We start from the raw sequence: 24,793 nt of genomic DNA on the forward strand, positions 1-24,793 counted from the left end.
CCGGACGCGCGTCGCGCGTCCGGGCTCCCGGGGCGCCGCCTGCTCCGCTCAAGGAGTCGCCACCATGCCGGAGATCTCGCTCATCGATCGCCTCGCGCCGCTCATCGACGAGCGCTGCGGGATCATCCGCCGTGTCCGGCGCTTCATTTTTCCCCCCGGCTTCGAGGGGCAGATGCACGGCTTCACCGCGTTCCTCGGCAGGCCCGCGGCGCTCCACCCGGGCCCGTCCCGCACGGGCTCGAAGCTCGGGTCGCTCACGGGCTCCGGCACGGCCGTCGACGAGACCACCGCCCAGATCCGGGCCGTCTGCGAGGCCCTCGAGCGCTACTGCGGCGTCATGTACCCGACCGAGGGGGTGCTGCGCGCGACGCCGCGCTCGCTCGGCGATCGCGCCCTCGACCCCGCGCGGCTGCCGCGCTGCTCTGCGCGCGAGCGGGCCCGCGCGCCGTCGGCCTTCCGCCTGCGCGAGCCCGATCCGGATCGCGACGAGCTCTGGGTGCGCGGCTTCTCGCTCACCCACGGGCGCCCGATCTGGGTGCCGCTCACGGCGACGTACATGGGGTTGCCGCTGGCGATCCGCGAGCACGCGCTCTTCCCGCTCTCGACGGGGTTCGCGGCGGGCGCGAGCTTCCGGCAGGCGATCCTCTCGGGCCTGTGCGAGGTGATCGAGCGCGATAGCCTCGCGCTGTTCTGGCTGCACCAGCTCCGGATGCCGCGCATCGCGCCCGGGAGCGCGCGGAGCCCGCTCGTCGCGGCGCTCCTCCGCAGCGCCGAGGCCGCGGGCACGGAGACGGCGCTGCTCGATCTCACGACCGACGTCGGCGTCCCCGTGATCGGCGCCGTGCAGACGTGCGCGCACGGCGCGCCGCACGCGATCGCGATGGCGGCCTGCCGCCCCGACGGCGAGGCCGCGGCGGCGCGCGTCCTCGAGGAGGTGGGGAGCCTGCGGGTGGCGCTGAGCGAGCCCGCGCCGCCGGTCATCCGGGCGTCGTTCTTCACCGACGCCGATCAGACACCCGAGTCGTTCGGGCGCCTCTACGCGGGGCCGGACGGCCCCGCGCGGTTCGCGTTCGCCACGCGCGAGGCGCCGGTCGCGACCGCCTTCCCCCGCCCGATCGAGGGCGACGACCCGCTCGCGGCGATCGTCGCGCGGCTCGCCGCGCTCGGCATGGAGGTGGTCGCCGTCGACGTGACGATGCCCGAGGTCCGCGACTTCGGGATCGTCGTCGTGAAGGTGATCGTGCCCGAGCTCCTGCCCATCAGCTTCACCCACCACGCGCGGTACCTCGCGCACCCTCGCCTGTACGACGCGCCGGAGAGGCTCGGGTACGGCGCTCGCACAGAGGAGTCGATCACCGATGATCCGATCCCGTTCGCCTGAGGAGAGCCCGGCCTCGGAGCGCGCCGCCGGCGCGCCCGCGGTGCACGTGCTCCGTGACGGAAAGCTCGGCGCCCGCTGCGCGGAGCTCCTGACCGGCGCGGGGGCGCGGGTCACGACGTCGGCGCTGGGCACGGGCGCGCCGGAGTCGCTGCCCGACGCGGTGATCGTCCTCGCGACCGATCGCCCCCGGCCCGCGGCGGCGCTCGCGCTCGACGCGGCGGCGTTCGCGGCGCGCGTCGCCTGGACGTCCGGCACGCTGCTCGCGCACGAGCTCCGGATCGGGCCGTCGATCGTCCCCGGCCGCACGCCGTGCTTCGCCTGCTTCTCGCGGCGCGTGCGCTCGGTCGCGCTGGACCTCGAGGCGCACGACGCCCTCGAGGCGCTCGGGGCCTCGGGCGACCCTGGCCCCTGGTTCCAGGGCGAGCTCGCGGCCGTCACCGAGCAGGCGGCGGCGCTGCTCGCCGCGGAGGCGCTCGCGCTCTCCAAGGAGCGCGGCGCGCCCGAGCCGCCCCGCGCCGGAGCCGCGCGCATGGGGCGCTTCTGGGAGTGCGACGTCACGTCGGGCGCGCTCCGCGCGCGGCGCTTCGCCCGGGTCGGGCTGTGCGGGCGGTGCGCCGCCGGCGAGCACGCGGCGGGGCGCGGGGCGTCGCTCGCGGGGTACTTCGCCGAGCACCCGCTCGCGATCGCCGGATCGTCCGGCGTGGGAGATGACCGATGAGCCCGTCCGATGATGCCTACGAGGCCCGCGATCTCAGCCGCTTCGCCGAGCTTTACTGGGAGCTCCGCTGCCCGGAGCGCCCGCGCTTCGTCGAGGATCTCCTCCGCGTGACGCTCCCGGGCGGAGAGCTCCATGTCCTCGGCGGCGAGGCGCAGATCATCCAGGGAGCGTCGCTCCCGTGGGTGATGGAGAACCTCGTGCCGCTGCTCGACGGGACGCGCACCGTCGGCGACGTCGAGGCCGCGTTTCCGGGCGTCGTCGCCTCCGACCTGCGGGACGCGATCCACCTGATGCACATGCACGGCATGCTCGAGGAGGGCGACGGCGCCGCGGCCGACGAGGCCGAGGAGCCGCGCCGGGCGCAGCGCGCGTTCTTCAGCAGGTACCTCCGCCGGACCGGGCGCAACCGCAGCCGGGGGGAAGCGCAGCGGGCGCTCGAAGGCGCGCGCGTGCGCGCGCTGGGGGACGGCGACGCGAAGCTCGCGGGGATGCTCGTGACGATGCTCCGCGAGGCGGGCGTCGCCGACGTCCGCCTCGCCGCGAGCGCCGGGGAGCTCGCGCAGGGCGAGGTCGATCTGGCCGTGGTGATCGGCGACCAGGGAGCGCTCGAGGCGGCGGCGCGCGCGTGCATCGCGGCGCGCGTCCCGATGCTCGCGGCGAACCCCGGCACGTGGACGATCGGGCCGCTCACGATCCCCGGGGCATCCGCGTGCCCGGCGTGCGTCCGGCTCCAGATCGGCGCTGCCGCGGCGGATCCGGCGCTCGACGACGGCGCTCTTCGCGCGCTCTGGGGGCGCGCGCTCGTGAGCCGGGTCGCGCAGCACGTGATCTTCCACGCGAGCGGGCTGCTCGCGGTGGCCCCGCTGGAGCACGTCGAGGTGTGGCGGCCCGGCGCCGGCGAGACGGCGCTCCACCCCTTCATGACCAGGCTGCCCAGCTGCCCGCTCTGCGGCGGCGACGCGCCGCCGCGGACGGCGACGCTCCCGTCCGGCCACGCGGAGAGCCTCGCGCGGATGTTCCACAACACGACGGTCGTCCAGCCGTGGCACATCGGCCAGCACGCGGGGATGCAGGCGCACATCAGCCCGGAGGTGCGGAAGCTGCAGAGCACGCCGGCCGCGCCGTCGCCGCGGCGGTCTCCGGAGGGCGCCGGTGCGACGAACGCCACGCCGCTCGGCGGGGCGTTCGGCGCGCCGGTGGGGGCCGCGCTGTCGCGACGGCGCGACGCGACGGGGACGCTCGACGCGGGCGCGCTCGGCGCGCTGCTCGAGCTGAGCTTCGGCGGGCGCGTCGAGCGCCGCGCCGAGGGCGAGGCCCACGTGCGTCGCACCACCGCGTCGGCCGGGAACCTCGGCTCGGCGGAGGCGTACGTCGCCGCGGCGCGGGTCCCCGGGATCGCGGCCGGCGTCCACCGGTTCGAGCTCGCCGCGCGAGCGCTCACGCCGCTCCGCGCCGGCGTGGCCGCGGGCGCCCTCGCGCGCGCCGCGCTCGCGGGCGGGAGCGCCGAGCACGCCGCGGCCGTGGAGTCCGCGGGCGCCGTGATCGTCGTCGTCGGCTCGGTCGCGCGGGCGTGCTCCAAGTACTACGCGCGCGGGTACACCTACGCGCTGCTCGACGCCGGGTTGATGGCCCACCGCGTGGAGCTCCTCGCCCAGGAGCTCGGCCTCGCGGCGACGGCGGTCTGGACGTTCGACGACGAGGTCGTCGCGCGCGTGGTCGGCGTCGATGGCATCGATCTCGCACCGCATCTCCTCATCGCGCTCAGGGGCGCAGCCACGGAGGCCCGCGATGTCTCTCGCTGATCACAGGATCTCGTCCACGCTCGCCGCGGCGACCCAGCCCCTGCGGGGGGTCGCCGAGCTCGTCGTCGCGAGCCGCTACCCCGGGACGCGGCCGTCGCCGGAGCCCGCGCTCCCCGCGCCGTCGCCGCTGCCCGGGGACGCGGAGCGCGCCCTCTCGCTGCCCGCGCCGCGCGCGCTCGAGCCGGTCCAGCGCTCGCTCGCGGCGGTCATCGCCGCGCGGCGGAGCGGAAGGCTCTCGGCGGGGGCGATCGACGCGGCGACGCTCGGGACGCTGCTCGCGGCCGCCGCGGCGCGGCCGGCAGGGCTCGCGGACGCGACGCTCGATCCGCTGCTGTTTCCGGTGGTCTTCGACGTCGACGGTGTCCCGCCCGGCGCGCACCGGTACGACCGCGGCGAGCACCGCCTCGCGCCGATCGGCCCGGCGTCGCGCGCGTGGATGGCCGAGACCGCGATCCTGCAGCGCGAGCACGCCATGGGCGCGGCGGTGCTCTTCCTCGTGGTCCCGATCGGGCGGTGGCTCGTGGCGTTCGGCGATCGCGGCTACCGGGGCGCGGCGTTCGCGGCGGGGTGGCTCACCGATCGCCTTTACCTCGTCGCGGAGACGCTCGGGCTCACCTACACGGCGACCGGCGGCTTCGCCCCCGCGGTCGTCGACGAGGTCCTCGGGCTCGACGGCCGCGATCATACGGCGTTCTTCGCGTTCGCCGTCGGAGGGCACCGCCAGCCGACCTCCCGAGAGGCGCCTCGCGGAGGGCAGCCGCGATGAGCCGCGGGCTCCAGGTCGCGCCGTGGGGCGCGCTGCGCGTCGCGGGGATGCCGGCCGACGCGCTCGCCGGGCTCCGCCTCCGCGAGAGCCCCGCGGTTGAGCGCGAGCTCGCCGTGGCCGAGCTAGAGCTCGCGGCCGCGCGGGCGGATGCGGCGGCGCGCATGTTCGACGTCGTGCGCGGGTGCGAGGACGAGGCGCTGCGCCGCGCGGCGCTCGAGGTGAAGCGGCGGCTGTTCAACGAAAAGGCCGTGGCGGCCGGCGCGCTCGAGGGCGCGAGGACCGCGCCGCCGGAAGGGGCGCGCGCCGCCCTCGCGCTCGTCGATGCGCGCGCGGCCCGGTGCGCGGCGCTGGAGGAGCGCTACGAGGCGACGTTCGCCGCGGAGTGGATCGCCGCGTCGGAGCGCTTCCGGAAGACGCTCGGGAGCTCGCGCCTGCTCGGGGGGATCCTGCTCTCGAGCGCCGACCATCATACCACGGCGCAGAAGCTCGCGGAGATCCCGGGCGGCGCGCCGCTCACCTCGGCGCAGCAGATCCGCGAGGCCACGATCGCGCGTTACGTCTTCCGCGCGACGGCGCGCACGACGCCGTTCGCGGGGTTCGCGGGCGTCGCGCTGCTCGACCTCTCCGCGTCGCCCGAAGGCGTCTGCAGCGCGCCGCGCACGGCCGAGGAAGCGCGGTGGCGCAGCCTCCCGCAGCTCGCGCTCGCGCACGCCGGGGAGCTCGTTGCGCGCGCGATGTCTTCTTCGTCTTTCTCGTCTTCTTCCCCGGCTTCCCCGGCGGCTCACGCCCACGCACGCGCGCGCCTGCCGCTCCGGATGAACCCGCTCCGGCGCTTCACGGCGGGCGCCGCGCCGTCGGTCGTGTTCTCGCGCGCTGGGTCGGGCGAGCTGATGTCGCTCGGGTGGACCCCCGCCGTCGCCCGCCTCGTCGAGGGCGCCGAGGGGCGCACGCTCGAGGACGCCGCCCGGGCGCTCGCGTCGGACGACGCCGACGAGCGCGCGTGCCGCGACGTCCTCGAGCAGCTCGTCGAGGCGGGCATGCTCGAGCCGGCGAGCGTCCCGATGGGGCCGACCCCTGCGGGGCTGCGCGCCGCGGCAGACGCCCTGGGCGAGATCGGGTGCGCGGGCGCGCCGGACGAGCTCCGCTCGGTCGCGCGTCGCCTCGAGGACTACGCGACCGCCGACGTCGAGACCCGCGCGCGCCTCGCCGTCGAGCTCGGCCGCGGCCCTGGGCGCTCGGCCTTGCTCGAGGATGTCATGGTGGACGGCGCCTTCGGCGCGGAGCTCCCTGTCCCACGCGGGGCGCTCGCCGAGGCGCTCGATCCGGTCGTGCGCTTCGTGCGCGCGAGCGCCTGCGGGGCCGCGCACCGCCGGCTCTGCGCGGCGTTCGTCGAGCGGTTCGGTCGTGACGGCGTGTGCGACGACGTCGGCGGCTTCGTGACCGAGATCCTCGAGGACCCGCGGCGCGTCGCGGTCATCCGCGGCGCGTCCGAGCCGATCCGCTGGATCGACGCGGAGCTCGGCCGCGTCGCCGCCGCGGCGACGGGCGACGTCGTGCGCCTCGATCCAGGCCTCTTCGAGGGGCTCGCCGCCCCGGACGCGCCGTCGTCGATGGCGCTCTTCCTCCAGATCGCGCCTCCCTGCCCGCGCGACGGCGGAGCGCCGCGCGTCGTGCTCAACGGCGCGCAGGCCGGGCGCGCGAAGTACCTGTCGCGCTACCTCGCGGACGCCGAGGGGCGCGCCCCCGAGGCCCTCGAGGTGATCCGCCGCCGCCTGGCGCTGGAGGACGGTCCGCTGCCCGTCGAGCTTTCGCCCACGCTCGGCCTCAACTTCCAGGTGCACCCGCGCCTCACGGAGTGGGCGCTCGAGCTCCCGTGGGAGCCGAGCGCGCCGGGCGACAAGGTCCTGCCGCTCCGCGATCTCTCCCTCCGCTTCGACGCGGCGGCGGTCCAGCTCCGGCTCCGATCGCGGCGCCTCGGCCGCGAGATCGAGCCGATCCACCTCGGCTTCCTGCGGGACGCCGCGCTCCCCGATCCGCACTTCCTGCTCCGCGCGCTCTCGCCGCGGCTCCGCGACGACACGGTGGCGGAGCGGGCGGATCTCTACAACGTGCTCGATCGCCTCGATCTGGCCCGTGGCGTCGCGCTGGCCCCGCGGCGCCCGCGCCTCACGGTCGGTCGCGTCGTGGTGGAGCGCGCGCGGTGGGCGATCCCGGTGAGCGCGATCCCGCGCAAGGAGCCGAAGCAGCCGTACGCGTCGTACTTCCGCGCGATCGCGCGCCTGCGGCGCGAGCTCGATCTCCCGGGCCGGGGGTTTGCCCGGTACGTCGGGCCGGAGGTGGCCGGCTACGGCTTCACCGAGACGAACATGTACGTCGACTGGGAGAGCCCGTTCACGCTGATCGGGCTGGCTCGCCTGCTCGGCGGTCCCGGCGACGTGAGGAGCGGGTACCTCGTCTTCACCGAGCTCCTGCCCGAGCCCGAGGCGTCGTGGCTGCGCCTCGACGGGAGGCCGCACGCGGCGGAGCTGCTTGTCGAGATCGACGGCGAGAGGAGCGCGCGATGAGCTGGATCTACCGGAAGCTGTTCCACGATCGGGGCCTCGAGGGCGAGGGGACCGACGCGCTCCTCCTCGGGCTGATCGATCCGCTCGTGTCCGAGCTCGAGCAGCGCGGCGCGATCGATCGCTTCTTCTTCCTCCGGTACGCCGAGGGAGGCGACCACCTGCGGCTGCGCGTGCGCGTGGCGCCCGGGCACGACCCCGTCGACGTGGCGGCGCGCGTGGACGCCGCGGCGGCGTGCTGGGCCGCCGTGTCGCGCGCGGAGGCCGCCGCGTACGAGCCGGAGCTCGAGAAGCACGGAGGGCCCGCGGGGATGGAGATCGCGGAGCGACAGTTCTTCGCGTCGAGCAGGTTCGCGCTCGGCTGCATCCGGAAGACGGCGGGGCGACCGCGGGCGCGCGCCCTCGTCGCGGCCTGCGCGCTCGACGCGCTGCTCGCGCGCGCGGGCATCGCGGGCGACGCGCGGCGGTCGTTCCTCGCGGGGTACGCGCGGCACTGGCGCGCGTTCGCCCGCGCGATCTCGGGCACGGAGCTCGCCTGCGCAGCGCCGGACGCCGAGTCGGTCGCGCTGGTGCGCGCGCTCGTGCGGGGAGAGGGGCTCGCCGCGCTCGGCGAGCTCGTCGACGGCGAGCGCGCGCTCCTCACCGCGTTCGACGCCGATCTGCCCGAGCTCGCCGAGGCGTCACGGCGCGGAGCGCTCGGCGTGCCGCTGGCGACGGTCGTGACCAACCTCGCCCACACGTTTCACAACCGCCTCGGGCTCACGCTCGCCTTCGAGGTGTGGGTGGCCGACGCGCTCGCCGAGGCAGGCGCCCCGCACGAGCCGCCGCGGGCTCGCCCGCCGGGCGTCTCGCCGGGCGAGGCGTGGCAGCGCCTCGCCCGCGCGGCCGAGCAGCGCCGGCCCGTCACCGCGCTCCTCGACTCCGGCGAAGGTGCCGTGCTCGACGCGCTCCGCGACGCAGCCCGCCGCGACGGCCTCCGGTTCATCGCGCCCGCCGCGCCCGAAGGCGGGATGTCCGCGCCGTTCGCGCTGCTGCGCGCCCTCGCGGACGCCCACCCGGCGGGCGGCGCGCTCCTCGCTGCCCTCGGCCGCATCGAGGCCGCGCACGACGCGCCGGAGTGCCCGCTGCCGCCCGACCCGGCTTCCGTGGCCGAGGCGCTCCGCGCCTTCCTCGCGGAGCACACGCTCGAGCCCACGGTGCTCGTCCTCCGCGACGTCGACGGCGCCGACGCCGACACGCAGCACGCCGTCGCGTTCCTCGCGCGCGCCCTGGAGACGGAGCCGCTCGCCCTCGTCGTCACCGCGAGCGGGCGCCCGAGCCCCGGGTGGGCCGCGATCGTGGCCGAGATCGAGGAGGGGCCGGGGCTCCTCCGCGTCGCGATCGCGCCCGCGCCCGCACTCGAACGCGAAGCGGCCGCCCCCGCCGTGACGCCGGGGCCCGCGATGGTCGCGCGGGGCGAAGCGTTCTGCCGCGCCGGCGCGCTGCACGAGGCCGCCGCGATCCTCGGCGACGCCCTGGCGTCGCCCGGCCTCTCGCCCGCGGCGCGGGTCGACGCGCTCGTGGCGCTCGCGAGGACGATGCTCCGCATGTCGCGCCCCGCCCTCGCGCGGCAGGCGGCAGAGGCGGCGCTCCGCCTCGGCCTCCCGGAGCGCCGCCGCGCGCTCGCGCGGCGCGTCCTCCTCGCCGCGCTCCACAACCTGGGCGAGACCGCCGCGCTCGACGCGCTCCGGGACGAGGTCGCTTCGCAGCGCTTTGCGCCCGGCGCGTCCGCCGCGGAGCGCTGCTGGGCGGAGCTCGACGCCGCGCTCACGTGCGCCACGGGCGAGCGCCGCGCCGAGCACGAGGCGCGGCTCGACGCCCTGCTCGCCGCGCCGCGCGGCGACGTGCCGCCGCAGTGCCTCGCCGCCGCGCACGCGTGGCGCGGCGCTGCGCACGCGGCCAGCGGCGAGCACGAGCGTGGCCTCGCGCACCAGCGCCGGGCGCTCGCCTTCGCCGAGGAGCTCGCCGATTTCCGCCGCGCCCTCATGGTGCGCGTGCGCCTCGCGAGCAGCGTCGCGGCCGCGGGCGAGCTCGCCGAGGCGGCGGCGCTCTTCGAGATCGCGGCCTGTCACGCGGCGTGGATCGGCCTCTTCGACCTCGCGTCGCTCGCCGCGCAGAACGCGATCTCGCTCGGCCTCGCGCGCCGCGACGCGGCCCCGGTCCGCGCGTGGCTCGACGGCGCGCGGCCCGCGCGCGCCCGCGTGTGGCGCTCGCCCTACGGCGAGCTCGCCGTGCTCTACGCGCGCGCCGAGTCGGCCCTCGCGCGGGGGGAGGCCGGTGCGGCGGGGGCGCACCTCGATCGCCTGCGCGCGCGCCTCGCCGCGCTCGGGGGGGCCGCCCCGCGGAGCGCGCCCCTGCTCGCGCTCGCCGCGGCGCACCTCGAGGCCGACGTCGCCGCCGCCGCGGGGGACGACGCCGGCAGGGAGGCCGCGCTCGCGCGCGCCGCGGAGCTCACCGCGGGCGTGCCGCCGGAGGAGCGGCGGCTCGTCACGGCCATCGCCCGCGCGCGGCGCGACGCCTGCCGCGGCGACGGCCGCCGCGACAGGCCGGTGGTCCTCGGTTTGCAGAGCACTTGAACGGAGAACGAACTCGAGCCGCGCCCGCCATGGCGCAGAGCGAAGGAGAAGCATCGTGGAGACTCAGACAAAGCTTCCGCCCATGCCGGGGCTCTCGGGCCCCGAGAAGAAGCGCTTCATGAACGGCACCCACCGCGCGGCCTCGCCCGAGGAGACCCTGGATCGGATCAAGGGCTTCATGCCGGCGATGGGGATCACGCGGATCGCCAACGTCACGGGGCTCGACGCGATCGGGATACCGGTCGTCGTCGTCTGCCGCCCCAACTCGCGCTCTCTCTCGGTCAGCCAGGGAAAGGGGCTGACGCTCGCGGCGGCGAAGGTCTCGGGGCTGATGGAGTCGATCGAGGCCTATCACGGCGAGAACATCGTCCGGCCGCTGCTCCTCGGCTCCTCTCGCGAGCTCCGGCGCTCCCACGCGATAGCCGACGTCTCCGCGCTGCCGCGGACCTCGAGCGTGCCGCTCGACGAGGACACCCCGCTCCTGTGGGCCGAGGGCTACGACCTCATGCGCGGCGCCCCGGTGTGGGTCCCCTACGAGCTCGTGCACGTCAACGCCACCGCCACGGGCCGCGTCAACCCGGGTATCTTCTGCTGCTCGACCAACGGGCTCTCGTCGGGGAACGGGATCCTCGAGGCGGTGAGCTACGGTATCTGCGAGGTGGTCGAGCGCGACGCCACGGCCGTGTGGGGGGCGCTCACCGACGAGGAGCGGGACGCGAGGCGGCTCGATCTCGACAGCATCGATGATCCCGGCTGCCGCGAGGTGCTCGCGCGATTCTCTGCCGCCGGGATCGCCGTCGGCGCGTGGGAGACCACCTCCGACGTCGGTATCCCCTCGTACGAGTGTCTGATCGCCGAGCGGACGGAGGACGCCGTCCGGGCGCTCCACGGCTCCGGCGGGCAAGGCTGCCACCCGTCGCGCGCCGTCGCGCTGCTGCGCGCCCTCACCGAGGCCGCGCAGACCCGGCTCACGGTCATCTCGGGCGCGCGCGACGACCTCCTCCGGACCGAGTACGACCGCCACCGGAGCCCCGATCAGGTCCGGCACCTCCGCCGCCTGCTGACGGCGCGCGGAGAGCGCTCGTTCTCCGCGGGGCCGACGTTCGCGGGCGACACGTTCGAGGACGACGTCGCCTGGCAGCTCGAGCGGCTGCGCGCGGTCGGGATCGACAGCGTCGTCGCCTTCGATCTCACGAAGCCGGAGTTCGGCATCCCCGTCGTCAAGATCGTGATCCCCGGGCTCGAAGGGATCCACTCGTTCCCCAACTACATCCCTGGCCGCCGGTTCCGCCGCGCGCTCGAGCGCCGGAGCGGGAGCGCAGCGAGCTTGAAGGAGATCGTATGAGCATCATCGTCTTTGTCGGTCCGACCCTCTCGCTCGAGGCCGCGCGGGCGGAGCTCGACGCCCTCTATCTGCCGCCGGTCTCGCAGGGCGACGTCTACCGGGCATGCGCGAAGCGCCCGAGCGCCATCGCGATCATCGACGGCTATTTCGAGCGGGTCCCGGCGGTCTGGCACAAGGAGATCCTCTTCGCGATGGCGCAGGGCATCCACGTCTTCGGGAGCTCCAGCATGGGGGCGCTGCGCGCCGCCGAGCTCTCGGCCTTCGGCATGGAAGGCGTGGGCGCCATCTTCGAGGCGTACCGCGACGGCCTCCTCGAGGACGACGACGAGGTGGCCGTCGTCCACGGCCCCGCGGACAGCGGCTTTCGCGCCGGCTCCGAGGCGATGGTCAATATCCGCAGGACGTTCGACGCCGCGGCGGCCGCGGGCGTGATCACCGCCGCCACGCGCGACGCGCTCACGGCGGTCGCAAAGTCTCTTTACTATCCCGACCGCGTCTATCCCGTGATCCTCGAGGCCGCGTCCCGCCACGGCGTCCCGCAAAGCGAGCTCACGTCGCTGCGTGACTTCCTCCCGAAGGGGCGCGTCCACCAGAAGCGCGACGACGCGATCGCGCTGCTCCGTCACCTGCGCGCGCGCGCCGAGGCGGGCTTCTCGCTGAAGACCGTCACGTACAGGTTCGAGGTCACCGAGTTCTGGTGCCGCGCCGAGCAGGCGGCCGGCGAGATGGTCGCCGCGGAGCGCCCGACCGCTGGCGACCCGTCGCCGTATGAGACAGTCGCCCTCGACAGCATCCTGGACGAGCTCCGCCTCGACGCGGCGGCTTACGGCCGGGCGAAGCGCGGGGCCATGCTCCGGTACCTCGCGCTGCAGGAGGCCGAGCGGCGCGGCCTCACCGTGGACAACGCCGCGCTGGAGCGGGCGTCCGACGCCTTCCGCCGCGAGCGGCGGCTCTATGAGCCGGACGACGTGAAGGCGTGGATGGGTCGGTTCAGCGTCGGCTGGGGCGAGCTGACGCGGCTGCTCCGCGACGAGGCGCTCATCGGCTGGGTCGAGAAGGCGGTCGACGAGGTGGCGCAAGGCCACGTCCGCGACCACCTCTCGGTCTCCGGCGAGTACGCGGAGCTGCTCTCCCGGGCCCGCGACAAGCAGCAGCGCCTCGCCGAGCTCGGCCTGTCGAACCCCGCCTTCTCCGACGCCGGGATGGCCGAAGGCGACCTGATCCGGTGGTATTTCGAGCGATGCCTGGGCGCGCCCGTGCCGCCCGATCCGGCGAGCGCGCTGCGCTCCGCCGGCTTCGCCGACGCGGACGAGTTCAAGCGCGTGGCGCTGCGCGAGGTGTGTTATCGCCGCGCCGCGCACGGCGACCGCGCCGCGAGCGCCTCGGCCCCGGAGCGCCGATGACGCCCGCGATCTCGCTCCGCGGGGCGACGAAGGTCTTCGCGTCGCGGCGGGCCGTCGACGCCGTGTCGTTCGAGGTGCGGCGCGGCGGCGCCACAGCCCTCCTCGGCCGGAACGGCGCCGGGAAGACGACGACGATGCGCCTCGTGACAGGCATCCTCCTCCCCGACGAGGGCGCGGTCGAGGTGCTCGGGGGCAGGAGCGACAGCGTCGCGATCCGCGATCGCGTCGGGTACCTCCCGGAGGAGCGAGGCCTGTACAAGCAGATGCCGGTCGCCGAGCACCTGGCCTTCCTCGGCGAGCTCAAGGGCGTCCGCCCGCGCCGCGCGCGCGAGAGCGCCGCGCGGCTCCTCCGGTCGCTCGAGATCGAGCACGTCGCGCGCGCGAGGATCGAGACGCTGTCGAAGGGCAACCAGCAGAAGGTGCAGCTCTGCGGCGCGCTCGTCCACGACCCGGAGATCCTCGTCCTCGACGAGCCGATGTCGGGCCTCGATCCCGTCAACGCCGTGCTCGTGAAGCGGCTCTTCGGGGAGCTCCGCGCCGCCGGAAAGACCCTCTTGCTCTCGACCCACGTCATGCCGCTCGCCGAGAGCCTGGCCGACCACGTGGTCGTCGTCGATCGGGGGCGCGTCGTCCTTTCGGGGCCCGTCGGCGAGGTGAAGGCGTCCTTCGCCGGCAACACCGCGCGGATCGAGTTCGACGGCGACGGGACCTTCCTCCTTGGCGTCGACGGCGTGGTGAGCGCGCGGATCGAGCCGGGCGCGGCGGAGCTCGTGCTGCGCGACGCCGGCGACGCGCAGCGGGCGCTCTCGGCGGCGCTCTCGCGCCTCCAGGTGCGGCGGTTCGAGGTCTCGTCGCCGTCGCTCGGCGAGATCTTCTCTCGCGTCGTCGGCGAGGGCGCCCCGCCGCCGCTCGCCCACAGGGCGCGCGCGGGTCGCGAAGCGGCGCTGGAGGCGTCATGAGCCGCATCCTCGTCGTGCTGAAGCGTGAGTACGTCGCCTCGGTGAAGACCGCGTCCTTCGCCCTCACGACGCTCCTCCTGCCGGTCCTCTTCGCGGCAATGGGCCTGCTCCCTGCGCTCATCGTCGCCGTCGGCGCCGGAGATCGCTCGGTCGTCGTGGTCGACGGGACAGGCCGCCTTCGCGGTGTCGTGGAGGCCGCCTCCGCGAGCCTGGCCGAGGAGGCGTCGGCGCGGTCCAGCGCGAGGTCGCTCGGCGCCGCGATGGGCAGCGCTGTGCTCCCGAGGGCCGCCCGGCTGCGGCTCACCTACGTGGCCCCCGGGGACGCCGCTGCCACGAGCGCGGCCGTGGCGGCGCTGCTCGACGGCGCGAGGGCGGGCGTCGAGACGGGAGGGCACGGCGTGGACGGCGTGCTGGTGCTCCCGCCCGCGATGCTCGAGGACCTCGGCGCGCGGGGCGCGCTGTACGCGAAGGGGGCTGACCTCGATGCCGTCGAGCACGCCGCGGCGGTGGTGGCGCGCGGCGTCGCCGTGGCGCGGTGGACGGCGCGCGGCCGCGACGCCGCCGAGATCGAGGGCCTCCTGTCGCCCCCTGCGTTCGACTCGGCGCCTCTCTCCTCGAGCGGCCCTGGGGGCCCCGGCGGAGACCTCGACCTGCTCGTCGCCTTCGGCTTCGGCGGCCTGCTCTTCGTCGCGATCCTCTTGAATGGTCGCGAGATCTTGCGCCGCATCGTGCAGGAGAAGTCGGACCGGATCATGGAGATCCTCCTCTCCTCGGTGACGCCGTTCGAGCTCCTGTCCGGGAGGATCCTCGGCCTCGCCGCCGCCGGCCTCACGCAGATCGTCGTGTGGCTCGGGATGGCGGCTGTCGCGGGCGTCGCGATAGGCGCGCTGGGAGGGCCGCGCCTCATCGACGCCGAGACCCTGCTTCGCCCCATGGTCGCCGTGTACTTCGTCGTGTTCTTCGTCCTGGGATACCTCGTGAACGTGGCTGTCTATGCCGTCGGGGGCGCGGCCGCGAGCTCCGAGAAGGCCGCGCAGCAGCTGATGAGCCCGATCTCGATGGCGCTCTCCGCGCCGCCGTTCTTCCTCGTGGTCATCGCCGGTCACCCCGGCTCGACGCTCGCCGTCGTGCTCTCGATGATCCCGATCTACGCCCCGATGGTGATGTTCGTCCGGGTCCTCGTCTCCGAGCCGCCGCTCTGGCAGATCCTCGTCGCCATCGGCGGCACCGGCGCGACCGTGCTGCTCTTCATCTGGGTGGCTGCAAGGATTTTCCGGATAGGCGTCCTCTCCCATGGATCGACGCCGACCCTCCGCGAGCTCTGGCGCTGGGCCCGCGCCGGGTGACGCGGGCGGACGGCGCGATCGGCTGTCCGGACGCGCGGCGCAGCGCTTTCAAGCCGCCGACAGCGTCTTGCCTGTCTCGAGCAGCGTCTTCAGATCGCTCAGGATATAGCTCCAGCCACCGCCGGCTTCCTTGATCGCGCCCGAGGTGATGGCGGCTGTCTTGGGTGCATCGCCGACCTCGTGGGTCACGGTCAGCGACGTGATGCCGTAGGGGCTCACCTCGATCTCCCAGGTAAGTCGCCTGAAGCCTTCCTCCTTCATCTCGGGATCCCAGAGGATGCGCCACGTCTGAACGAGCTTTCGCGGGGGATCGGCCTCGATGACCTCTCCATCGATGATCACGTTGGGGCCGCCGTGCTGGGCCATCTCCGCGTTCGCGAACGCCTGGTATTTGCCGCCGGGGCGCAGATCGTACTCCGCGCGGGCGCAGTAACCGTATTTCTCGATCCACTCGGGCTTCGTGATCGCCTCCCAGACGGCCTCGGGCGTCGCCTTGATGTGGACTCGGTAGATGTGGACCGGCTTCTCACTCTTCGTCGTCATTGTTCTTCTCCAGGTGTTTCTTCAGATCAACGAGCGCCGAAATGCGCCCCTCGGTGTACTTGTCGATCCAACGGTCGTGGATCTGGCGAATGGGGACCGGGTTCAGGTAGTGAAGCTTCTTCCGGCCCGATCGAACCGTGACGACGAGCCCCGCGGCTTCGAGCACCCGAAGGTGCTTCATCACGCCGAACCGCGACATCTCGAGCTCGGACTCGAGCTCCGTGAGCGTGAGGCCGTCACGCGCGAAGAGCCGGTCGAGGAGGGAGCGCCGGGTGGGATCGGCCAGCGCCTTGAAGACGCGATCGTCGTCCGTCACCCACTTGATATGTTACCAAATGGTCACCTGTCAAGGTCCGGGATGCTCGGCCGGCGCGTTCCGGGCGCGGGCCGCAGCAGGTGCTCCAATGTAGGATGCGAGGAGCCGCGACGGCTTGACGGTCGCGCTCGGCGACCGAAGGCATGGGCGCGAGGCGATGCGGTGACGCGGCGGACGAGATCGAGAGCGGCCGGCAAGCGGGGCGAGAGGCGACCTCAGAAGCCTTCGCCGTTTTCGAGGATCGACGGGCAGAGCGCGCGGACGCCCACGCACTCCGCAGGAGGCTGCAAGAGGTCGAGGCTGGACCCGCACGAGAGCGCCTTGAGGGTGCCGGCCATGGCGATCAGGCAGGTCTTGGCCTCCGCGACCGTGACGGTGCACCCCTCGAAGTCGTACGTGAAGCACCTGGTCGACGTCAGAGGTTCATCTGCAGAGAGGATGCACGCCCGCCAGATGGCCACGCACTCCTCTATGTCAGAGGCGTTGACCAGTCCGATGAGATCGCACTGATCTGCTCTCGCGAGCTTCATCGGCTCTTTGAGATCGTCGCACACCTGACTGGCCTCTTTGGTCGTCAGCTCGCCGAGCTGCCGGTTCTCGTCGAGGGCGGTCTCGCCCCCATCGCCACCGCACGCCGCGAGCGCGAGCCCAGCCCCCAGGACCCCGAGAAGCATCATCCGTCTCATTCGAGCTCTCCTTGACGAGGAAGGTGCGTTCCTGGCCGTTCAGGACCCGCAGGCGCCCCGTCGCCTCGACGATATCCGCGCTCCGCGCTGTCGGGCAGCCTCCCCTCCGGATCGCCACGTCGGCCTTGCGTGCCACGGGTCGACCATCTCGTCGGTGGAGATCCGATCGGCGGACAGCGCGGAATGGCGCTCGAGGCATGCCGGTCGCGTGCAGCTCGTGGAGGTGCTCGGCCCACCGCATGTCATGGCCTGGGCGGGGAGGAGGCGTGACGGGCGCGGCTCCGGACAGGGAGCTTCACGGCGATGGCGACGAGGCCAGGCTCCTCGGGCTGTTCCTGACCGACCTCGTGGCGCTCATCGCGCGCTTCGACGTCGTGACGCCCGAGATCGACCGGTGATCTGGGAGAGGGGCGACCTCAGGAGCCCTCGCCTTCGCCTTCGGTCTCGCCGAGCTCCGGGCACTTCTCGTTGACGACCGCGCACGCGGCGGGCTGCTGCGCCAGGTCCGCGATGCTCGATTCACACGTGAGCGCTCTCATGGCGCTCGTCATTGCGGTCATACAGGCCTTCATCTCTGCGACCGTGGCGGTGCACCCCGCGAACTCGGACGGATCGCACGAGCCGATCGGCTCGGGATCCTCCGGCTCGCTGATGCACTGGTCCTTGAAGGTCTCGCAATCCCCCCCGAGGATGGTGTTGCCCAGCCCGATTAGCTCGCACGAGTCCTCCTTCGACAACTCGATCGACCCTGCGATGTCCGCGCACACCTGCTGGGACTCCGCGGCCGTCAGCTGGTCGAGCTGCTTGCCGTCGAGATCGCCCCCGCCGCTGGTGTTGCCGCCGGTCTCGGCCCCATTGCCTGCCTCGTCATCGCCGCACGCCACGAGCGAGAGCCCGGCCATCAAGAGTCCAAGAAGCTTCATTCGTGTCATCGAGTACTCCATCATCGAGAAGGTCCACCTGGGTGTCCGTGCGGCGCTCGAGACGGCTCCGCCGGAGGAAGCGGGCGGGCTGCCCCGTCGATCAGGCAGGCGCCCATGCGTGAACCTACTACGACCAGTCTCGAACTTTCCTTCCTCACCATCGGAAAATGGACCGCAGCCTCCGGCCCGGGGCTCGCCGCGCGCGGCCGAGGCGCTCTCCGGACCGCGCATCCCGGCGCCGGTCACGTCGCGCGCCGGCGTCTCCGGGGAGGTGAGGGAGAGCCCGGCGGCGCCGCCGGCTCCCCGCTGCGGCCCGCGTCCCACTGCGCGACCACGCGCTTCGGCGCCACGCGGCGCCAGGCCCCCACGAGCAGCTCTTCCAGGAGCGTCCGGTCGACGCGGCGGAGCTCCACCCGGGTCCAGCCCTGGTGTCCCCACGGCGTCACGGAGAAGACGTCGGGCTGCGCCTGCACCAGGCTGTCTTGCTCCTCGAGGGACAGCTTGAGGACCGCGCGCTCCTCCGCCACCCAGTGGGTCGCGAAGATCTTCCCTCGCACGCGGAACGATGGTTTGCCGAAGTGGTCCTGCTCCTCGGCCTCGGGGAGCGACAGCGCGAGCCTCTGGAACTCTTCGGAACGGAGACCAGGAGGAACATGCGTGGGAGGTGTGGGAGGCGTGGGAGACAGGCTCGACATGGTGTTCGTCCCTTCGAAGCCTATCCTGGGGAACGCGACGCCGGTGGTCTTGTAAAGATTTTACCCCGCCACGGGCTCCTGCCAGCGAGACCGAACCGCGCGGCGGGGCGGGCGCCGCGCTCAGGAGCCTCCGTCCTCGCTCTCGTCTTCCTCTTCCTCTCCCCCTCCGCGCAGGGCCCCCGGGCACTTCTCCTCGATTGCGGCGCACGCAGCGGGCGGCTGCGCGATGTCCGTGAACGTCGATTCGCACGTGAGCGCCTTGATGGTGCCTACCATGGCGTCCAAGCAGGCCCTGACCTCCGCGACCGTGGCGGTGCAGCCGGTGAACTGGGACGCTCCGCACGCGTCGAGGTCGTCCGTCGCCTCGGGCTCCTCCGGAGCGCTGATGCACTCCTGCCTGGTGGTCTCGCACTCCATTCCGAACAGAGAGGCAAGCACCCCCTCGGCCTCGCACGCGTCCTCCTTCGAGATCGTCTTGGCCTGCCCGCGGAGGTCGTCGCACAGGCCGTCGGCCTCCTCGGCCGTCAGCGCGCCGAGCTCTTTGCCTTCGATGTCGCTCCCGCTACCGCCATCGCCATTCCCCTCATCGTCGCCGCAAGCCACGAGCGCGAGACCAGCCATCAGAAACCCGAGAAGCTTCATCCGTGTCATGTCGAGATCTCCTTGAAAGAACGAGGACGTTCACCTCGAGCAGGCCCGCGCGGCCCTCCAGGCGACGCCACAGCGCCTGGAAGCGCCGGGCGCGGCGCCTTCCGGGCGACTGCGCTGCTCAGACAGGTCTACGTTCGATGAAAAGATTCCTTTCCTCCGCGAACGGCGCGCGCAGCTTTTCCACGCGAGCGCCGCCCTCGCCGCGTACAGGGAGTCCCACGTTCGACCCGGCGCGCCCGACGCCCGAGGCCCCGAAGAGCGCTCGCCCGCTACGGGCTCATGCCGGCGACGTCGATCAGCGCCGCGCGCGTCCGGGTCGGGGTCGTCCCGCTGAACTGCTTCACGTCCCGCGCGAGGTGCGCCTGGTCGTAGTAGCCGAACCGCTGGGCGAGCTCCGCCCACGTCCCCGTGGCGCCCGTCTTGAGGTGCCGCACCAGCCGGTCGAAGCGCACGAGCCGCGCGAGGAGCTTGGGCGGGACGCCGACGTGCTCGCGGAACAGGCCGATCACGTGCTTCTGGCTGTAGCCGAGCTCGCGCGCGAGGGCGCGCATGTCGACGGCGCCCCCGCGCTCCTCGATCCGGCGGAACGCCCACGAGACCACGCCGACCTCGAGCCGCGCCTCGTCCACGCGTTCGCCGAGCGCCCGCTCGATCAGGTCGAAGCGCGCGTCCCAGGTCGGGAGCTCCTCGAGGCGCTCCGCCAGCCGGGCGTGCTTCCTGGGCAGCAGATCGCGCGCCGGGATCACGCGCCCGGTCAGCTCCTCCATGGGCACGCCGAAGAAGAGCCGCGCCCCGATGGGGGTGAGGTTCACCTGGAGCCCGCGCTGGAACCCGTCGTGCTCGGTGATCGTGAAGGTGGCGTCGAGGCCCGCGACGAAGCCGCCGGGGTGCGAGGAATGACGGCGATCGCTCCCCGCGTCGAACACGCGCAGCGGCGGTCCGAACTCGATGATCACGACGATCTGCGGCGCCGGGAGCTCGCGCCGCCGCAGCGGCCCGGGCGTCTCTTCCGTGTAGCCGCTGTAGTCGCGGATGTACGGGCGGAGGTGCGGCGCCGGGGGCCGCGTCGCGATCTCCCAGCGGCCCTCACCGGAGTTGCCGCGGGAGATCCGAGCGCGAGGCGCCAGCGCTTGCATCGCGGGGGAAGGGTACCCGTCGACGCGGGCGCGAGCCAGCCGTGCGCGCCGGGCGGGGCGCGTCAGCGGATCGTCTTACAGCACCTCAGCCCGAGGTGGTAGTTCGCGTGCCACGCGTCCTCCATCGGCTCGACGTGCCAGCGCGGGCTGTAGGCGCAGTGGTCGGGGTAGGTCTCGCGGCCCTTCGGCCTCGGGGCGTCGTGCTCGCGGGCGACCTCGACGTAGAACCAGGCGCTCCCCTTGAGCTGGCTGTACAGCTTGCCGTCGTCGCGGTCGCGGCGGGTCATGATCTCTGCCACGTTGCCGTGCTGATCGAACACCCCGAACCGCGAGCGGCACGCGGGGAAGGACCCCGCAGGCTCGGTGTCGGTCGCGCAGGTCTTGTAGGCAGAGCGCGCGGTGTCGCCGTCGCACGGCTTGCCGTCGATCTCGCGGTGCGGCGTCTGCGTGTGGCAGACGGCGAGATCGAGCTCGTCACCGTAGGCGTACGTCCTCGGCTTGCCGCCCTCTGGATCGCCGCGGCACGCGAGGCTCCACTCGTCCTCGGTGCAGAGGCGCTTGCCCTGCAGGCTGCACACGGCCGCCGCCTGCGTCGGGCTCGCCCAGACCATCGGCAGCTCGCACGGCTTGTTGGGGAACTCGAAGATGTCGACGCAGAACTCGGCCGACGCCGGCTTCCCGCGCCTGTACACGGGCACCATGTTCTCGTGGCCGCCGCAGCGGGCGCGCTGCTCCTCCGTCTGGAGGACGACGCCCCGGAGGCCCTCCAGGCACTGCTCCTTCGATCGCGTGTGCCGCGCGAGCTCCTTGTTGCCCTGGTTGAGCCGGGCAGGCGAGCCGCCGCCGAAGTTCTTCTCCAGGAAGAGCTCGGGGTTCTTGAGCTTCCGCTCTCGCTCCGAGAACTCCTTCAGCGAGAAGAGCCGCACCAGATCCTCGCGCGCCTCGTAGTGGGTCGCCATCGGATCCCCGACCGCCCCGGGCGCGCCGGCGTCGCCGCTGACCGCGTCGGGCGCGCCGGGCTCGCCAGAGGCCCGAGGGGCCGGCGCCTCCGGGGCGGAGGCCGCCGGCCCCGAAGGCGGCGCGGAGGCGCTGGCCGGAGGCGGCGCACCGGCGTCGCGGCCGCGATCGGCGTCGCCGCGGGAGCAGGCGGGCGCGGCGGCGGCGAGCGCCGCCAGCACGAGGTGCAAGGGACGGGAGGGAAGAGGCACGTGGAACGAGCGGGGCACGTCGAGCTAGAGAGGCACGTGGAGCGAGCGGGGCGCGTCGAGCGAGATCAGAGGGCCGCCTCGATGATCTCGGAGAGGCTCGCCTCGTCGACGACGCCCGTCAGGTAGGCCGCGACCTTCCCCTGCCGGTCGATCACCACGAGGCTCGGCAGCTTGTCCACCCCGTAGTGGGCCGAGGCCTCCTTCGCGTCGTCGATCAGGATGGGATACGAGAGGCCCTTCTTGAGCGCGTACTGGCTGGCCACCTGGGGCGGGTCGTCCACGTTGACGCCGAGCACCACGAGCCCCTTCTTCTCGTAGCGGCGCGCGATCCGGTCGAGGATCGGCGCCTGGACCGCGCAGGGCCCGCACCACGTCGCCCAGAAGTCCAGGATCACCGGCTGGCCCCTCAGCTCGGCGATCTGCATGCGCGCGCCGGGCTCGCCGTTGGCGGCGACCGGCAGCGTGACGTCGGGGGCCTCGGCGCCGACCATGCCCGAGGCCCCCGGCGCAAGGCGCGGCAGGATCACAAGACCAATCAGCGCGCTCAGGGCGATGAGCAACGCGACTGCAGGATAGAGAATCTTGCCGGAATTGGGCTGGGGTTCGGCCATACGGGCCCTGGGCTTCATAGCAAATCTTTGGGCCTACGTCCGAGCGGCTCTGGTACGGTCCGGCGCCTCGACCGGCCGGGCGCTTTGCCGCCTGGCCCGGGGGCGGGGGCGCAGCGCGGCTCGCCGCGCGACGCCGCCGCCACCGGGAGGGGTCGGGGGCGCAGCGCGGCACGCCGCGCGATGCCACCGCCGTTCGGGTCACGTCGTCGCCCGCGCGCTGGAGGAACCATGCTCGATCGTCCGAATCTTTCACGAGAGAATCCCGCGGGGCCGCGCGGACGGCGCCCGCCGCCGGGGCCCCTTCCGGCCAAGCAGGCGGCCAAGTGGCCCCCCGATGACAACGATCTGCCCGGCGCCCCGCCGGCGCCCGCAGGCGGCGGCGGCTTCGCGGACGACGGCAACTTCAAGCGCGGCCGGTTCAGCCCCGTGTCGATCGTGGTCGGCCTCGTCGTCGCGCTCGGCGCCGCGGGCGCCATCTGGCTCGGCGTCAAGCAGGACAGCCAGAAGATGACGGTCGACGCCGTCTCCAAGGAGAAGAAGAACATCTTCGTCCTGCCCAAGAAGGACCAGCTGCCCCTGTGGCGCAAGTGGGCCGCCGCGAGCGCCGAGCTGTCGCTCCAGCAGGAGGCCCTCATGCAGCTCGCGTGGGCCGACGACCCCGAGGGCGTCACCCACGCGCAGAACGCGCTCGCGCTCCCGGACCACCGCGTGAAGGGCGTCGCCGCGCAGGTGCTCGCGTACTACGGCTCGCCCAAGGCCGACGGCGCCAAGCACGCGCTGCTCGAGGCGCTCAAGGTCGCGGACGAGAGCGACAGGCCCCAGCTCGTCTGGGCCCTCGTCGAGCTCAAGGAGCCGGCCGCGTTCAAGGACGCGATGGACCAGTACAGGAAGGGGTTCCTCTCGAAGGTCGAGCGGCTCGGCGGCGGCATCGCCTTCGACCCCGAGAAGCTCGCCGGCCTCGTGTCGCTCGAGGAGCTCTCGAAGCTCGCGACCGACGAGAGCCCGTCGGTGCGGCAGCTGGTCGCGACGGTGCTGTCGCGCAACGCCGAGCCCAAATGGACGAGCGCGCTCATCACGCTCGTGAAGGACAAGGACGTCGAGGTCGCGCGCGAGGCCGCGAACGGCCTCGGGCGGATCGGCGACGAGACGGCGCGCGCCCCGCTCCTCGAGGCCCTCGCGAACGCCGACAAGGCCAGCCGCCAGCGCTTCCTCGAGGCGCTGCGCGACGGCATCGGCGGCGAGGGGCTCGTGCTCGCCCTCGACAGCGTGAAGCAGGACCCGGAGGAGACGACCTGGTTCCAGACGAAGCAGATCATGGAGATGCTGCGCGAGCTCGCCGACCCGCGGTCGGCCGACCCGCTCGTGAAATGGATCGAGGCAAGGAAGCCGCCGCTGCACTGGCAGGGCGAGGCGGGGACGCGGCTCGCCGAGGTCGGCGACATCCGCGCCGCCAAGTTCCTCGGCGAGCGGCTGCTGGCCGACCCGCTCAAGCTCTACAAGCTCGAGAAGTTCTGGGAGGCGGACGAGGGCGGGCACCTGTCGCGCACCGATCTGCCGCGCGTCGTCGGCGCCCGCATGCTCGCCGATCTCGCCTCGATCCACGCGGACAAGGCCGCCGAGCTCAAGGCCGCGGCCGAGGCCCCGGTCATCCTGTGGCTCAAGGATCGCCCGCAGCCGCACGCGAACGGTCTGCGCTTCCTCGCCACGGTCCGCTCCGAGAAGATCCTGAAGGACATGCGCGACTGGGCCTTCCCGACGGATCCGCTCCCCAAGGAGGGGCAGCAGCCGCCGTTCCCCGCGGCCTTCGAGACCGCGCAGAGCGCGCTCCGGTACATCGGGCGCATGAAGGACGAGCCCTCGTACCCGAAGCTCCTCGATCAGTTCAACCGGAAGAAGGACCCGAAGCTGGACATCACCCAGGACGCGCTCCAGGGCGCCGGGCTCGCGATGCTGGGGATGGCGCTCCGCGCGGTCGCCTACGGCGCGTCGCAGGGGCTCGCCGAGTGGGGCGATCCGCGCGCGGTGGAGAAGCTGACGAAGCTCATCGAGGACGAGACGTGGCACGAGGAGGCCCGCCAGGCCGCCTGCGAGGCCGTCGCCTGGTGCGCCGACGACAAGACGATGATCGAGGTGGCGAAGAAGGCGAAGGAGTTCGCGAGCAAGAAGGAGCCGCGCAAGCAGCTCATCGGCGCCTGCTACGCGTCGTCGCTCGCGCTCCGGCCGGTGCCCGGCGCGGCCGCCGAGCTCGTGCCGCTCCTCGCGGCCGACGTCGAGCCCGGGGTGCGCATGGCCATCGCGCGCGCCATCGGCGTCGGCGGCTTCGACGAGGCGGTGCAGGGGCAGCTGTTCGAGAAGCTCAAGGACGTCGAGGTCCGGAACGCGGCGGCGCTCGCGCTCATCCTCGGCGGCACGAGCGACACCGCGGCGCGGACGATCGCGATGTACGCCGACTTCGACAAGTCCGCGCTGGACGACCTGAAGGACCACTACTACCGCGCCTTCGGCTACTGGTCGGACGAGGACTTCAAGCGCGGCAACCTCTACCGGTACGTCGCGAACGCCGAGGCGATCACGCGGGTGAAGGTCGCGGACGCGCCGCAGGAGTGGGCGCGGCAGCGGCTCCAGGCCCAGTTCGACAACCTGAAGTACGACAACGGCCCGCACTCGGAGACCCGCGTCGTGCTGCGCTACCGGCTCTTCCAGGAGGCCAAGAGCGGCGACAGCGCGAAGAAGAAGGGCGCGATCGACACGCTCAAGTTCATGAAGGAGAAGGGCGTGCTCATGGCCCTGCGGCACGAGCAGGGTGAGACGGGCGCGCTCGCGAAGCGCGCGTTCCACGAGCTCATGAACCCGAAGGCCACCGTGGCCGAGGACCTGAGCAAGTTCGCCCCGGCGAAGGCCGGGGGCGCCGACACGCCGTAGCGGCGCGCGGTCCGGCGCGGCCGGCGTTCGGCCGGCGCGCGAAGCCGCGGCGCACGATCCAGGGGCAGGGAGCCCGGGAGCGCTCGAGGAGGAGGTCGTCCTCTCCGGAGCTTCCGGGCTTCCTGTTTTTGTGCTGGCAGCGCGGCCATTTCCGTCTCCGGCGCGCGTCGGGCTGGCCGGGGTGGTCGGGTGACCGGCGCGTGTCG

At 73.5% G+C, this 24,793-nt stretch carries 21 protein-coding genes; 12 read left to right on the top strand and 9 right to left on the bottom strand.

Going from position 1 to position 24,793, the window contains the following annotated elements; all coding sequences use genetic code 11:
* The first annotated feature begins 64 nt into the window (after positions 1 to 64).
* From WMF46_RS48475 to WMF46_RS48520, 10 genes are read left to right on the top strand one after another with little or no spacing between them, the layout of a single operon-like run.
* Complete coding sequence (locus WMF46_RS48475; RefSeq protein WP_437983457.1) at positions 65 to 1,381, top strand: YcaO-like family protein; 1,317 nt, start codon at positions 65 to 67, stop codon at positions 1,379 to 1,381.
* Positions 1,359 to 2,099 carry a hypothetical protein gene (locus WMF46_RS48480; protein WP_437983458.1) on the top strand — a complete coding sequence of 247 codons (741 nt, stop codon included), beginning with the start codon at positions 1,359 to 1,361 and terminating at the stop codon, positions 2,097 to 2,099. The genes WMF46_RS48475 and WMF46_RS48480 overlap by 23 nt, the downstream gene beginning before the upstream one ends.
* Positions 2,096 to 3,901 carry a SagB family peptide dehydrogenase gene (locus WMF46_RS48485; RefSeq protein WP_437983459.1) on the top strand — a complete coding sequence of 602 codons (1,806 nt, stop codon included), beginning with the start codon at positions 2,096 to 2,098 and terminating at the stop codon, positions 3,899 to 3,901. Before WMF46_RS48480 ends, WMF46_RS48485 begins: the two co-directional genes overlap by 4 nt.
* Entirely contained in the window at positions 3,888 to 4,667 is a 780-nt protein-coding gene (locus WMF46_RS48490) for a nitroreductase family protein (RefSeq protein WP_437983460.1), read from the top strand. Before WMF46_RS48485 ends, WMF46_RS48490 begins: the two co-directional genes overlap by 14 nt.
* Positions 4,664 to 7,231, top strand: a complete 2,568-nt coding sequence (locus WMF46_RS48495) for a lantibiotic dehydratase (protein ID WP_437983461.1) — start codon at positions 4,664 to 4,666, stop codon at positions 7,229 to 7,231. Before WMF46_RS48490 ends, WMF46_RS48495 begins: the two co-directional genes overlap by 4 nt.
* The gene (locus WMF46_RS48500) at positions 7,228 to 9,843 is read left to right on the top strand and encodes a thiopeptide-type bacteriocin biosynthesis protein (protein WP_437983462.1); all 2,616 of its coding nucleotides are present in this window, start codon (positions 7,228 to 7,230) and stop codon (positions 9,841 to 9,843) included. Before WMF46_RS48495 ends, WMF46_RS48500 begins: the two co-directional genes overlap by 4 nt.
* 55 nt (positions 9,844 to 9,898) lie before the next feature.
* The gene (locus tag WMF46_RS48505) at positions 9,899 to 11,188 is read left to right on the top strand and encodes a YcaO-like family protein (protein WP_437983463.1); all 1,290 of its coding nucleotides are present in this window, start codon (positions 9,899 to 9,901) and stop codon (positions 11,186 to 11,188) included.
* A complete protein-coding gene (locus WMF46_RS48510) occupies positions 11,185 to 12,591 on the top strand; it encodes a TfuA-like protein (protein WP_437983464.1) in 1,407 nt (468 codons plus the stop codon). Before WMF46_RS48505 ends, WMF46_RS48510 begins: the two co-directional genes overlap by 4 nt.
* Positions 12,588 to 13,550 (top strand): ABC transporter ATP-binding protein, encoded by a 963-nt coding sequence (locus WMF46_RS48515; RefSeq protein ID WP_437983465.1) that lies wholly within the window; start codon positions 12,588 to 12,590, stop codon positions 13,548 to 13,550. Before WMF46_RS48510 ends, WMF46_RS48515 begins: the two co-directional genes overlap by 4 nt.
* Positions 13,547 to 14,896 (top strand): ABC transporter permease, encoded by a 1,350-nt coding sequence (locus WMF46_RS48520; protein ID WP_437983466.1) that lies wholly within the window; start codon positions 13,547 to 13,549, stop codon positions 14,894 to 14,896. The genes WMF46_RS48515 and WMF46_RS48520 overlap by 4 nt, the downstream gene beginning before the upstream one ends.
* 48 nt (positions 14,897 to 14,944) lie before the next feature.
* On the opposite strand, the gene WMF46_RS48525 is transcribed toward WMF46_RS48520, so the two are convergent.
* The 3 genes from WMF46_RS48525 to WMF46_RS48535 form a co-directional block, all read right to left on the bottom strand.
* Positions 14,945 to 15,439, bottom strand: a complete 495-nt coding sequence (locus WMF46_RS48525) for an SRPBCC family protein (RefSeq protein WP_437983467.1) — start codon at positions 15,437 to 15,439, stop codon at positions 14,945 to 14,947.
* On the bottom strand, positions 15,423 to 15,755 hold the full coding sequence (locus WMF46_RS48530) for an ArsR/SmtB family transcription factor (protein WP_437296829.1): 333 nt from the start codon (positions 15,753 to 15,755) through the stop codon (positions 15,423 to 15,425). The genes WMF46_RS48525 and WMF46_RS48530 overlap by 17 nt, the downstream gene beginning before the upstream one ends.
* 215 nt (positions 15,756 to 15,970) lie before the next feature.
* On the bottom strand, positions 15,971 to 16,432 hold the full coding sequence (locus WMF46_RS48535) for a hypothetical protein (RefSeq protein WP_437983468.1): 462 nt from the start codon (positions 16,430 to 16,432) through the stop codon (positions 15,971 to 15,973).
* 275 nt (positions 16,433 to 16,707) lie between these two features.
* Between WMF46_RS48535 and WMF46_RS48540 the strand changes: the two genes are divergently transcribed.
* On the top strand, positions 16,708 to 16,839 hold the full coding sequence (locus WMF46_RS48540; protein ID WP_437714474.1) for a hypothetical protein: 132 nt from the start codon (positions 16,708 to 16,710) through the stop codon (positions 16,837 to 16,839).
* Between the two features lie 18 nt (positions 16,840 to 16,857).
* Here the strand turns inward: WMF46_RS48540 and WMF46_RS48545 are convergent, their stop codons facing one another.
* The 6 genes from WMF46_RS48545 to WMF46_RS48570 all read right to left on the bottom strand — a co-directional run bounded on the left by WMF46_RS48545 (position 16,858) and on the right by WMF46_RS48570 (position 21,665).
* Entirely contained in the window at positions 16,858 to 17,373 is a 516-nt protein-coding gene (locus WMF46_RS48545) for a hypothetical protein (RefSeq protein WP_437983469.1), read from the bottom strand.
* Between the two features lie 233 nt (positions 17,374 to 17,606).
* Entirely contained in the window at positions 17,607 to 18,059 is a 453-nt protein-coding gene (locus tag WMF46_RS48550) for an MmcQ/YjbR family DNA-binding protein (protein WP_437983470.1), read from the bottom strand.
* Positions 18,060 to 18,179: 120 nt separating this feature from the next.
* A complete protein-coding gene (locus WMF46_RS48555) occupies positions 18,180 to 18,710 on the bottom strand; it encodes a hypothetical protein (RefSeq protein ID WP_437983471.1) in 531 nt (176 codons plus the stop codon).
* Between the two features lie 269 nt (positions 18,711 to 18,979).
* Positions 18,980 to 19,846: a helix-turn-helix domain-containing protein gene (locus WMF46_RS48560; RefSeq protein ID WP_437983472.1), complete on the bottom strand. Its 867-nt coding sequence runs from the start codon at positions 19,844 to 19,846 to the stop codon at positions 18,980 to 18,982.
* A gap of 62 nt (positions 19,847 to 19,908) precedes the next feature.
* A complete protein-coding gene (locus WMF46_RS48565; RefSeq protein WP_437988023.1) occupies positions 19,909 to 21,024 on the bottom strand; it encodes an SUMF1/EgtB/PvdO family nonheme iron enzyme in 1,116 nt (371 codons plus the stop codon).
* A 95-nt stretch (positions 21,025 to 21,119) separates the two neighbouring features.
* A complete protein-coding gene (locus tag WMF46_RS48570) occupies positions 21,120 to 21,665 on the bottom strand; it encodes a TlpA family protein disulfide reductase (protein WP_437906150.1) in 546 nt (181 codons plus the stop codon).
* A gap of 228 nt (positions 21,666 to 21,893) precedes the next feature.
* Here WMF46_RS48570 and WMF46_RS48575 point away from each other — a divergent pair, with 228 nt between their 5' ends.
* Positions 21,894 to 24,587, top strand: a complete 2,694-nt coding sequence (locus WMF46_RS48575; RefSeq protein WP_437983473.1) for a HEAT repeat domain-containing protein — start codon at positions 21,894 to 21,896, stop codon at positions 24,585 to 24,587.
* Positions 24,588 to 24,793: the final 206 nt, after the last annotated feature.

The organism is Sorangium sp. So ce117 (assembly GCF_051524395.1).
Classification (GTDB): domain Bacteria; phylum Myxococcota_A; class Polyangia; order Polyangiales; family Polyangiaceae; genus Sorangium; species Sorangium cellulosum_B.

Coding starts and splice junctions, on each gene's coding strand:
- WMF46_RS48495 (WP_437983461.1), top strand. CDS start 4,664: ATGAGCCGCGGGCTCCAGGTCGCGCCGTGGGGCGCGCTGCGCGTCGCG.
- WMF46_RS48535 (WP_437983468.1), bottom strand. CDS start 16,432: ATGATGCTTCTCGGGGTCCTGGGGGCTGGGCTCGCGCTCGCGGCGTGC.
- WMF46_RS48515 (WP_437983465.1), top strand. CDS start 12,588: ATGACGCCCGCGATCTCGCTCCGCGGGGCGACGAAGGTCTTCGCGTCG.
- WMF46_RS48560 (WP_437983472.1), bottom strand. CDS start 19,846: ATGCAAGCGCTGGCGCCTCGCGCTCGGATCTCCCGCGGCAACTCCGGT.
- WMF46_RS48575 (WP_437983473.1), top strand. CDS start 21,894: ATGCTCGATCGTCCGAATCTTTCACGAGAGAATCCCGCGGGGCCGCGC.
- WMF46_RS48555 (WP_437983471.1), bottom strand. CDS start 18,710: ATGACACGGATGAAGCTTCTCGGGTTTCTGATGGCTGGTCTCGCGCTC.
- WMF46_RS48570 (WP_437906150.1), bottom strand. CDS start 21,665: ATGGCCGAACCCCAGCCCAATTCCGGCAAGATTCTCTATCCTGCAGTC.
- WMF46_RS48500 (WP_437983462.1), top strand. CDS start 7,228: ATGAGCTGGATCTACCGGAAGCTGTTCCACGATCGGGGCCTCGAGGGC.
- WMF46_RS48545 (WP_437983469.1), bottom strand. CDS start 17,373: ATGACACGAATGAAGCTTCTTGGACTCTTGATGGCCGGGCTCTCGCTC.
- WMF46_RS48480 (WP_437983458.1), top strand. CDS start 1,359: ATGATCCGATCCCGTTCGCCTGAGGAGAGCCCGGCCTCGGAGCGCGCC.
- WMF46_RS48485 (WP_437983459.1), top strand. CDS start 2,096: ATGAGCCCGTCCGATGATGCCTACGAGGCCCGCGATCTCAGCCGCTTC.
- WMF46_RS48510 (WP_437983464.1), top strand. CDS start 11,185: ATGAGCATCATCGTCTTTGTCGGTCCGACCCTCTCGCTCGAGGCCGCG.
- WMF46_RS48520 (WP_437983466.1), top strand. CDS start 13,547: ATGAGCCGCATCCTCGTCGTGCTGAAGCGTGAGTACGTCGCCTCGGTG.
- WMF46_RS48475 (WP_437983457.1), top strand. CDS start 65: ATGCCGGAGATCTCGCTCATCGATCGCCTCGCGCCGCTCATCGACGAG.
- WMF46_RS48525 (WP_437983467.1), bottom strand. CDS start 15,439: ATGACGACGAAGAGTGAGAAGCCGGTCCACATCTACCGAGTCCACATC.
- WMF46_RS48490 (WP_437983460.1), top strand. CDS start 3,888: ATGTCTCTCGCTGATCACAGGATCTCGTCCACGCTCGCCGCGGCGACC.
- WMF46_RS48550 (WP_437983470.1), bottom strand. CDS start 18,059: ATGTCGAGCCTGTCTCCCACGCCTCCCACACCTCCCACGCATGTTCCT.